7 protein-coding genes are annotated in these 11,090 nt (G+C 48.8%); 6 read left to right on the top strand and 1 reads right to left on the bottom strand.

The window, feature by feature from the left end; translation table 11 throughout:
- Positions 1–291: 291 nt before the first annotated feature.
- The 5 genes from VN105_RS13325 to VN105_RS13345 are packed head-to-tail and all read left to right on the top strand — an operon-like array spanning position 292 to position 7,846.
- On the top strand, positions 292–3,654 hold the full coding sequence (locus VN105_RS13325) for a SusC/RagA family TonB-linked outer membrane protein (protein ID WP_325641635.1): 3,363 nt from the start codon (positions 292–294) through the stop codon (positions 3,652–3,654).
- Between the two features lie 17 nt (positions 3,655–3,671).
- Positions 3,672–5,099: a RagB/SusD family nutrient uptake outer membrane protein gene (locus VN105_RS13330; RefSeq protein WP_325641637.1), complete on the top strand. Its 1,428-nt coding sequence runs from the start codon at positions 3,672–3,674 to the stop codon at positions 5,097–5,099.
- Positions 5,100–5,123: 24 nt separating this feature from the next.
- Positions 5,124–6,011 carry a substrate import-associated zinc metallohydrolase lipoprotein gene (locus VN105_RS13335; protein WP_325641639.1) on the top strand — a complete coding sequence of 296 codons (888 nt, stop codon included), beginning with the start codon at positions 5,124–5,126 and terminating at the stop codon, positions 6,009–6,011.
- Between the two features lie 26 nt (positions 6,012–6,037).
- A complete protein-coding gene (locus VN105_RS13340; RefSeq protein ID WP_325641641.1) occupies positions 6,038–7,423 on the top strand; it encodes a DUF4302 domain-containing protein in 1,386 nt (461 codons plus the stop codon).
- A 21-nt stretch (positions 7,424–7,444) separates the two neighbouring features.
- A complete protein-coding gene (locus tag VN105_RS13345) occupies positions 7,445–7,846 on the top strand; it encodes a hypothetical protein (protein WP_325641643.1) in 402 nt (133 codons plus the stop codon).
- A 143-nt stretch (positions 7,847–7,989) separates the two neighbouring features.
- Here VN105_RS13345 and VN105_RS13350 read toward each other — a convergent pair whose 3' ends face one another.
- Positions 7,990–8,346, bottom strand: a complete 357-nt coding sequence (locus VN105_RS13350) for a helix-turn-helix domain-containing protein (protein ID WP_325641646.1) — start codon at positions 8,344–8,346, stop codon at positions 7,990–7,992.
- A gap of 89 nt (positions 8,347–8,435) precedes the next feature.
- Between VN105_RS13350 and VN105_RS13355 the strand changes: the two genes are divergently transcribed.
- Positions 8,436–11,054, top strand: coding sequence for a putative LPS assembly protein LptD (locus tag VN105_RS13355; RefSeq protein ID WP_325641648.1), 2,619 nt, complete (start codon positions 8,436–8,438; stop codon positions 11,052–11,054).
- Positions 11,055–11,090: the final 36 nt, after the last annotated feature.

The raw sequence follows: 11,090 nt of genomic DNA on the forward strand, positions 1-11,090 counted from the left end.
ATTGACCGTTCTTCTTTTTTTGCTTCTGATGGTATTATAATTTTAGTTAAATTAGCTTTGTACACTATGATAAAAGTACTGATGTAGATAAGACCCCGGTAAGTTTTTGCTTTCTTTTCAAGGTCGGAGCCATTTATAATACTGCCGGGAAGCGATAGTGATATCAACCAGAATGTAAGTTTAAACCCTTATTGCCTCTTTATGCATTCAACCAAAAGATGTAGAAAGCTGGGTGCTTTTCCCTACTCCCCTACATTGCCCGGATTATATTCAAATAAATCGCTGTTAACTATGAAGCTACTGTCCCTTTTTCTGCTCGCGCTTTCCCTGCAGGCAAGTGCCAGGGATTCCCTGGAAAAATTCCCGCCTGGTGCGCTGCGGCAAACCTCAAAACCGGCAGGCACTATACATGGCATTGTGCGCAATGCCAAAGGCGAACCCCTGCCCGGCGCCTCAGTAAAAATAAAAGGTACTGCAAGGGGTGCTATCACCAATGCGGCAGGCGCATTTGACCTCGACGTACCGGATGGCGCCACGCTGGTAATATCTGCCGTAGGCTATAAACCCCGTGAAGTAAGGGCTACCGCTAACCTGGTAATTGCCCTTGAAGAAGATGTAACAGAATTGGGTGGCGTGGTAGTTACCGGTTTCCAGAATATTGACCGTAAGAAATTTGCCGGCGCCGCCGTTACCCTTAAAGCAGATAACGTGAAAATAGACGGTGTGCAGGATGTGAGCCGTATGCTGGAAGGCCGCGCTGCCGGTGTAAGCGTACAAAACGTTTCCGGTACATTCGGTTCCGCACCCAAAGTACGTATCCGCGGCGCTACCTCTATTTCCGGTGAAAACAAACCACTATGGGTGGTAGACGGCGTAGTACTGGAAGACATCGTGAACGTTTCCAATGAACAGCTTTCCAGCGGTAATATCAATACCCTCCTGGGTTCCGCAGTGGCGGGGCTGAACTCCAATGATATTGAAACATTCGACATCCTGAAAGATGCCGCCGCCACCGCCCTTTATGGCGCACGCGCCATGAACGGTGTAATTGTGATCACCACCAAAAAAGGTAAAGCAGGCAGGGCGCTTGTTTCCTACACCGGTAACTTCGGCGTACAACTGAAACCTTCCTACGAAAATTACGATATCATGAACTCGGCCGACCAGATGTCGGTGTACGCGGAACTGGAACGTAAAACACTGCTGGAATATGCAGAACAGATCAACGAACCCACTTCAGGTATTTATGGTAAACTGGGCCGCCTACTCCAGTATCCCGACGGCAGCGATAAGTTTGCAGTACTCAATACCGCCGAAGGCCGGCAAAAGTGGCTGATGCAATACGCCAATGCCAATACCGACTGGTTTGATATCCTGTTCCGTAATTCCCTGACACAGGAACACTCTTTAAGCCTGTCTACCGGTACCGATAAATCACAGCTCTATCTCTCCACCAGCTTCTTCAACGACGCCGGGTGGACCATTGCAGATAAAGTGAAACGGTATACGGTGAACATGCGGGCCAACTATACCCCCAACAGTAAACTGAGCTACGGCCTGCAGATCAATGGGAACGTACGCCAGCAACGCGCGCCGGGTACGGAAGACCGCGTATCAGACGTAGTGCAGGGTACCTATACCAGGGACTTCGACATCAATCCCTTCTCCTATGCACTGAGTACCAGCAGGGCATTAAGGGCATACGATGAAAACGGCCAGCTCGAATACTTTACACGCAACTTTGCACCGTTCAATATCATCGATGAAACCAGGAACAATTTCACAGATCTTAACGTGATCGATTTCAGGTTGCAGGGTAACCTGAATTATAAATTCAATTCGCATTTCAGTTACGACTTCACCGGGGCTATCCGTTATGCAAAAACCAGTGCGGAACATAAGTCGAACGAAAACTCCAATGAAGCCAATGCCTACCGCGCTAACGGTAACGGCATCATTAACCAGCGGAACAAGTTCCTCTATAAAAACCCCGACTTCCCCAACGACCCGGCAGTAGTGGTATTGCCGTATGGTGGATTTTACCGGAGGAATGATGTGGAACTGAAAAACTATACCTTCCGCAACCAGTTCACCTATAACCAGTCGTTCAACGATGATATGCACCAGCTGAACGTACTGGCGGGGCAGGAAGTAAAATACGCCGACCGGCAAACTTCCAACAACGTAGGCGTAGGTTACCAGTACAACAGCGGCGGCACACCTTTCGTGGATTATCTCTTCATCAAAAAAATGACAGAGAATAATAAAACCTATTATGGTGTAAGTAATGATTACGACCGTTTTATTGCATTTTATGCCAATGCCGCTTATACGTACAAAAGTAAATACACCCTGCAGGCCACCGTACGCGAAGATGGGTCCAACAGGTTGGGCAATTCTCCCAACGCCCGCTGGCTGCCTACATGGACCGTGGCAGGTAACTGGAACGTGGACCAGGAACAATTCCTGAAAAATTCACGCGCCATCAGCCACCTGATGCTGAAAGCCAGTTACGGGCTGAATGCCAGCACCGGCGCCGCTACCAATACCACCGCCATTCTCCGGTCGTTCGTCACCGCCAGGCCCTATCTCTACGATCAGCAAACAGCCATCCTGATACAGGCACTGGAAAACTCCGATCTTACCTGGGAGAAAAAATATGAACTGGATCTTGGTGCAGACGTTGGGTTCCTGGATGAAAGACTCGGGTTAACGTTCGATTACTACCGCAGGAAAAGTTTTGACCTCATTGGCCTGATCAAAACTTCCGGCGTAGGCGGACAGGTGAACCAGTTTGCCAACTATGCCGATATGAAATCGCATGGTATTGATGTAGCGCTTACCGGTAAGATCATCGCACAAAAAAATGTGGGTCTTACCAGTACCTTCATCTTCAGTTATAACAATACCCTGATCACCAATGCCAAAAACAACCCTGTGATCTTTGACCTGGTAGGTGAAGGCGGCGGTGCGCTGGAAGGCTACCCGGTACGCGGGCTGTTCTCCCTGCAGAACGCAGGACTGGACCCCAACACCGGTGTAGCGCGGTTCATTAATGATACCGGCACCGTATCGCCCGGCGTATACCTGCAAAGCCATAACGTAAAATACCTGAAGTATGAAGGCCCGGCAGATCCTACTATTACCGGCGGATGGAGCAATACTTTCCGTTACAAAGATTTCTCCCTCAGCGCACTGATTACTTACCAGGCGGGCAATAAGATCAGGCTTACACCGGTATATACCACCAATTACACCGATTTCAATTCCCTGCCAAACGAGTTTAAAGGAAGATGGAGTTTGCCCGGAGATGATAAGAAAACGAATATTCCTTCTGTGGCCGACATCTATACGCAAACGGACCTGCAATCGAACACCGCGTATCCTTACAACAACTATAACTTTTCCAGCGACCGCGTAGCGGATGGCGGATTTGTAAGACTGAAATCAGTGACCCTCAGTTACCAGATCCCTGCGCCATTACTGGGCCGTATCGGGTTAAAAGGCGGATCGCTCACGGCTACGGGCAACAACTTATGGCTCATTTACGCCGATGAACGCCTGCACGGGCAGGATCCGGAATTTTATAATACCGGCGGGGTAGCATTACCTGTCAACAAACAGATAACCGTTTCACTGAGGGTAAGCCTTTAATCCAAAAAGTACTGATCATGAAAAAACTACTCACTTATATAGGCTTGTTTACCGCCATCCTGGCGGCGCCGGGCTGTAAGAAATACCTGGAAACGCTGCCGGACAACAGGACGGTGATCACCACGCCTGCGCAGGTAACCCAACTGCTTGCCTCCGCCTATCCGCATGCCAGTTACATGCTGTTCTGCGAAGCCATGAGCGATAACGTGGAAGACAAAGGCAATACCGGTATAGGTATTGATCCGCAAACGTTCCTGATCAACACGCAAACTTTCAAGTACCAGGATGCAGATGATATTTCTGCCGATGGTCCCATTGCTTACTGGGATTCCTGCTATGCCGCTATTGCAGTGGCTAACCAGGCATTGTCTTACTGCAATGGCCCGGACTCTGCCAGTTATTCCGCACAAAAGGGAGAAGCCCTGGTATGCAGGGCATATGCACACTTTATGCTGGTAACCCTGTTTGCCAGAGCATACAACCCCGCTACCGCTGCCAGCGATCCCGGCGTGCCTTACAGGACCACTATCAGCACTTCTGTATTTAACAAATACGACAGGGGCACGGTAGCTGCCGTGTACCAGAAAATTGAAAGCGACCTTACCACCGGCTTACCACTACTGAAAGATGAACTGTATGCCAACGCTCCCAAATATCATTTCACCCGCCAGGCAGCACATGCTTTTGCTGCAAGGTTTTACTTATTTAAACGGGATTATGCAAAGGTGGTAACGCATACCAGCGCCGTTTTCGGCAGCGCCAACCCGGCAAACCTGATCCGCGACCAGGATGCGTTCTATGGCATGTCGTATGACAATATGGTGATCTACTATAATCACTCTTCCAACCCTGCCAATATTTTATTGCAGGAAGCACCGGGCACCAAATATCCTGATAACTATTACAGCTACCGTTATGGTATAGGCACACAAATCAACAACAGGTATTTCCTGTCGAGAAACGTGACCGGCGGCGGCCTGGCCATATCTGTTTATGGCTCCGGCCCCCAGTATTTTAACTTCCCGAAATTCAAAAACGATGTTACCGTGATGTCGCTCCTGAGTATGGATGAAGTGCTCCTGAACAGGGTGGAGGCCAATATCCGCTTAAAGAATTACAATGCCGCCATCACCGACATGAATACCTGGGTAAGCAAAAACATTTCCGGCTACAGCCCTTCACGGCACAATGTTACCATCGCAAAAATGATGGATTTCTATGGCCTGCCGCAGGACGAAGCCATGATTGAAACTGCGCTTTATATGAAAAGGGTTACTTACATGCAGGAAGGTCTCCGCTGGTTCGATATTCTCCGTTTAGACATCCCGGTCATACATACGGGATCACCCAACTTCAGTACGACCCTGGCGCCGGGCGATAAAAGAAGATTAATACAGTTGCCGGCAGAAGCAGTCAACGACGGAATGACACTGAACCCGAGATAACCTGTACACCTTAAAATGACATCAATGAAACTACATATCATCTCCGGCATCTTCCTGCTACTGTTAATGGGAAGCGCCTGCAAAAAAGAAAAAGTAACCCTTACCACGCCACCGGTTGGCCTGGGCGGCGATTCTACCGCCACCACACCGGAGGACATTTTTATACACGACAGTCTCACGGTGCCTTACAACATCGCTGTATACTACAAATGGCTGCCCGGGCAACTGGACTTTCCCTTTGAAATTGTTCCTCCCAAGGCAGAGAAAATCATCCCGGCGCTGAAAGCATTGCTGGCCGTTACCTTCCGGCCTTATAACGATCAAACCGGCAGCACTGTTTTTCTAAGAAAATACCTTCCGAAAACTTTCAAAATGGCAGGATCTGCACAATTTGAAAGTAACGGTACCATCATCCTGGGGCAGGCAGAAGGCGGAACTTCCATGGTACTCTTTGAACTGAATAATTTCACTGCACAGGCAAGGGATTCCAATGTCCTGAAACGGATGGGACATACCATGCACCACGAGTTCGGGCACATCCTGAACCAGAATATCCTGGTACCTCCTTCGTTTAAACAGATCACGCCGCGGTATACCGGCAACTGGTATAACATCAGCGACCAGGAAGCGCGCAAGGACGGATTCATTACCGCTTACGCAGAATCGGATCCGAATGAAGACTTCGTGGAAATGGTAGCCTCCATGCTGATTGGAGCCGATCATGGCAACGATGGATATGATGATTACGAAAAGATCCTGGCCGACCAGACGGACGGACCGGGCACACCGGGATACGAAGCCATCAAAGCAAAAGAGGCAGCGGTGGTGGATTATTTTGCCAGATCGTGGTCCATCGATTTTTATGCCCTGCAACGTACCTGCCGCAGAGCGCTGGCCGGCTATTATCAATAATTGTTGATCACCCTGAATTATTATTTATGAAAAAGATATGGATATATTATCTCGTTGGCATTGCAGTGATGCTTTCTGCATGCGACAGGAAATCAGACCTTAATATAGATGGGATACCAACGGATGTGAGAATAGCACAGGCCCTGGCTACCTATCAGCAAAAACTGACGGATGCTCCCTATGGCTGGATCGTTACGGAGTATACCAATGGTACTTCCACCAACGGGGGCGTTACCCGCAATGGTCCCAAATCGGTGTTTTCCTATTATATGAAGTTCGATAAAAACAGCCAGGTGTCTATGCTGTCGGATTTTAACATCGGCGCCGCCACTGTTTTTAATAACACCAGCTACCGCATTAAAGCCACACAGCGGCCCACGCTGATCTTTGATACCTACAGCTATGTGCAGCTTCCCTGCGATCCCGATCCCGGTGTGTCTAACAGCCCTTTTGGAGCAGGCTTTAGCTGGGGAACCGATTTTGAATTTGCTTTCGCAGATAATGTGCCGGCGGCAGAACTGGGTGATACTATCCGGCTGACAGGAAACCTGAACCGGGCGGAAGCCATTATGGTAAAGGCTACACAAGCCGAACAGGCGATGTTTACTACCAACGGGTTTGGTTCTTACAGTACCTTTAACAAGATCCTCCAGTATTTCAAACGGGTAAATGCCGGCGGTACTGTGTTTGAGATCACTCCCGGTGTGGGCGGCAGATCTTTCGATATTAAAACAGCCGGCAGCCAGGTAATTACCAATGTTGGTTGCCAGTACACAGCCACCAGTATTATTTTTGATAAGGCCGTGACCATCGGCTCGCTGGCGGTTAAAAGCCTCAACAACCTGGTATGGAATGCCGGCGCCGGTACCATCAGTACCAGTATTAACGGTACTACGGCCACCACCATTGTGCCGGCGCTTGCGCCTTTGTCGCCCGAACCGGATGTTGCCCTTAACTTCTACATAGAAGGTTTGGATAACCCCTGGGTCACTGTTCCGGGCTTTCATGTAAGAGGCGTAGATGATGCCTATAATTTGCGCAAGCTCACTTTTCCAGGTGGCAACTATTTCGCCATGGTATACTACCCTGGATTGGTAAATGGTGGTGATTATGATGCGTTAACACCTTACTTTACCGGCATTGATGACTTCCCTTATATTCTTGCCGGCGGAGTAGCCGCCTCTTCCCTCGATGAAGACCGCCTGGTGCTGCAGATGCTGTATGGCGGCGATCCGACTCCAAATCCTCCCGATCTTATTGCCACCAACATAATATTTGACACTGGTAAAACCGGTCCGCCTTATATCGATCCTTCGCCCGGTTTTTATATAGTGAGAAAATCGATTGGCGGCGTATTTGACATGGTTACCGCGGGAGACGCGTTAGGCTGGATCACATGGTCACACCAATAATTTTACATTAAATACCAACACATGAAAAAAGTACTCTTTATAGCAAGTATCCTGAGCATATGCCACTATGCCGGATATGCACAGCAAAACAGTTCTTCCAGTGCGGAAATAGTAAAGGCAGCGGCAAGAAAAAAAATGGCGGCAACAGACTATACCCGTATTTTTCTCCCTGGTATTGCTGTATCTGAAACACAAAAGCCCCAGGTGAATAAACTGATCCTGCAATTCCTGGACGAGAAAAGGGCATTGAATGCAGAGAACCGGAAAACACCGGGCGTATATGAGCAACAGCAACCCGCTTTGTTTAATACCTTCAAAACGAAGCTCGCGGAAGTGCTCAGTGCAGCGCAAATGAGCGCATTCCTTGCCTCTAAACCGGCAACAGGCGAAAAAACAAATATGTTACGTTCTATATTCTATTAACATGAAAGAGGGTGTATCGAAGCCATGTTCAAACACAAGAACCCAGGCACGATACACCCTTTTATCCAGGTATCCTGGTGGAAGCAGGTGGCCCTTCGGGCATTCCGGGAAGGCGCTGTTTATTTTTGATACCTCCTTCTTTTTTATTCCGTACTTTTTTTTCCAAGTATTTCCACCCGGTGCTGTTCTCCCCACTCCTTCATGGCATTGATCACCGGCCCCAGGGTTCTGCAATACGGGGTAATGTCATATTCCACTGTTACCGGCCGCGTATCACATACGGTACGACTCACCAGTTTATTCATTTCCAGCTCCTGTAATTCCTTTGAAAGTACTCTCGGGGAAATATTCAGTTCTTTCACCAACTCACGGAAACGTCGCCTGCCTCCTTTAAAAAATGTTAAAAGTATGAGCAGCTTCCATTTTCCGCTGATGGTTTCCAAAGTATCTCTCACAGCCATCCCGGCCGATTTGCATTCTTTTTCACTTAAATGTTCCATAGCAGTATCCTTTTTGTAACCGGTTACACGAAGCAAACATAACCATTCCGGTACTATTTTAGCTCAACGGATGCCATCCAATTGCTTACATGAAAATACTTTGCCAGCTACTTTCAGTTTTTCTGATTGCCCTCATTTTTATTGCCGCAGGCGTACCGCATACAGCGCCCGCGACTGCAGCGGATGTACTGGATAGCCTCCCCGCTGACACGTTGCCTGTTGCCTCGCCCGACAGCATTGATGCACCCATCCATTATAAGGCAAAGGATTCTATTGTGATGCAGATCCCCAAAAAACGTATACTCCTGTACGGTAGCGGCGACACTAAATATAAAGAAACAAACATCACCGCAGAGCGTATCAGCTTCGACCAGGAAGACGGCATGGTACAGGCTACCAAGGTGACCGATACTGCCGGTAAAACCATTGGCCGCCCCGTAATGACGGACAACGGGCAGAGTTTCGAATCAGATACCATGTCGTTTAACATCAGCTCCAGGAAGGCAAAAATTTATAATACCCGGTCGGTTTATGGAGAAGGGTATATCACCAGTCAGCAATCCAAACGACTGGCCGACAATACCATCTTCGGATTTAAAAATACTTTTACTACCTGCGACCTCGATACCCCGCACTTCCAGTTCCGCGCCCGGAAGATAAAAGTGATCCCCGATAAACTGGTGATCTCCGGACCGGCTAACCTGGAAATTGAAGGGATTCCCACGCCGCTGTTCATTCCCTTTGCCATTTTTCCTATTACCCAGGGACAACGCTCGGGTATCCTCCCGCCGCAGTACGTGGTGAACCAGCAGAAAGGCATCGGCCTGGAAAACGGTGGTTACTATATCGGCCTGGGCGATAACTTTGACCTGACCATGCGGGGAGACGTATATTCCTACGGAAGCTGGAGCCTTACTGCCAGCCCCACTTACCGGAAGCGCTACAAATATAACGGCGGGCTTAACCTGAGCTTTGCCAATACCCGCTTCGGCGATCCGGCAGTTAAAACGGAGTTCAGCACCTCCAAAGATTTCCGCGTTACCTGGAACCATAGTATGGACAGTAAAGCACGCCCCGGTGTGAACTTTGGTGCGGCAGTAAACTTCGGCACATCTTCCTATAACAAATACAATGTGTATGATTATAATACCCGTGTAAACAATAATATCGGCTCCTCTATCACCTTTTCCAAAACCTGGCAGGGCAAACCTTATAATCTCACTATGGGTTTGAACCATTCGCAGAACCTCAGCACCCGCGATGTGTCTATTTCTTTTCCTGATGCTACCTTCACGGTAAATACCATTTACCCTTTCCAGCCAAAGGAAATGGTGGGTACGCCAAAATGGTATGAAAAAATAGGGGTTTCCTATAACACTATCCTGCGTAACCAGGCTAACTTCAAGGATTCCCTGTTTGGCAAGCAGGCCATGTTCGACGCCATGCAAACAGGTATGCAGCATAATATCCCGATCTCGTTCTCTATCCCTGTGTTTAAAACCTTTACTTTATCACCGGGCATCAACTATACAGAATACTGGTACACAAAGAAATTTGTGCGTAAATGGAACCCGAATAAGCCGAACCCCGGATTGGGAGCGGATAGCCTGGGTGCTATTGACACCACTTATGTTCCCGGCTTTTACAGCGCCCGTGATATCAGCGCCAGCGTATCGCTGTCCACCGCCATGTACGGCATGTATACGTTCAGCAAAAACTCGAAGATCAAAGCTATCCGTCATGTGATGCGCCCCACGCTGAGTATGAGCTACCGGCCGGACCTCTCCAGCCAGTATTACCATGAGCTGCAGTATAACAATGCGGGCGACAAACAAATGGTATCCGACTTCGACGGCGCTATCATCGGGGTACCATCTGCAGGCGCTTTTGGGGGTATTAATTTTGGATTGGATAATAACCTGGAGATGAAAGTATTTTCCAGGAAAGATACCACGGGGCATCACGAAAAGAAAGTAAAGCTGCTGGATGGTTTTGGGATCAACGGCAGCTACAACCTGGTGGCCGATTCATTCAAACTATCCACCTTCAGTTTGTACGCCCGTACCAACCTGTTCGACAAACTGAATATTTCTGCCAGCGGAAACCTTGATCCCTACCAGGTAGACGCCCGTGGTCGCCGCCTCGACAAATATGTGTGGCAGCAGGGTAAGATCAGCCTGGGTCGTTTAACCAATGCCAGCATTTCCATGAGCACCTCTTTCCAGTCGAAGGATAAAAAGAGTGTTGCCAAAGAACAGAAAATCGATTCCTTACAGAACATGCCAACCGGCGACGCCGCTTTTGCTGCGCAACAACGGCAACTGGCCCAGGTACGCAACAACCCCGGCGAATACGTGGATTTCGATATCCCGTGGCGCCTGGATCTCTCCTACAGTTTATCGTATACCAATACCATCATCCCCGATTCCGGCGGTGTAGTGAAGCGCATCACCCAGTATGTAAGTTTCAACGGCGATTTTAGCATCACGCCCAAATGGAAGATAGGGCTGAACAGCGGTTTCGATTTCACCAACATGCAGATCGCTTACACAAACATGTACATCTCCCGGGACCTGCACGATTTCAACCTGTCCATCAACCTCATCCCGTTTGGTACTTACCGGCAGTTCAGTTTTACCATCAGCGCCAAAGCGGGGTTGCTGCGGGATTTGCGGCTTAACCGCACCAAGCAGTTCTTCGACCAGTAATGCAGCGGGGGTCGCCTTCGGCGACTTTAAATTGTC

Source organism: Chitinophaga sp. (genome assembly GCF_035564935.1).
Classification (GTDB): domain Bacteria; phylum Bacteroidota; class Bacteroidia; order Chitinophagales; family Chitinophagaceae; genus Chitinophaga.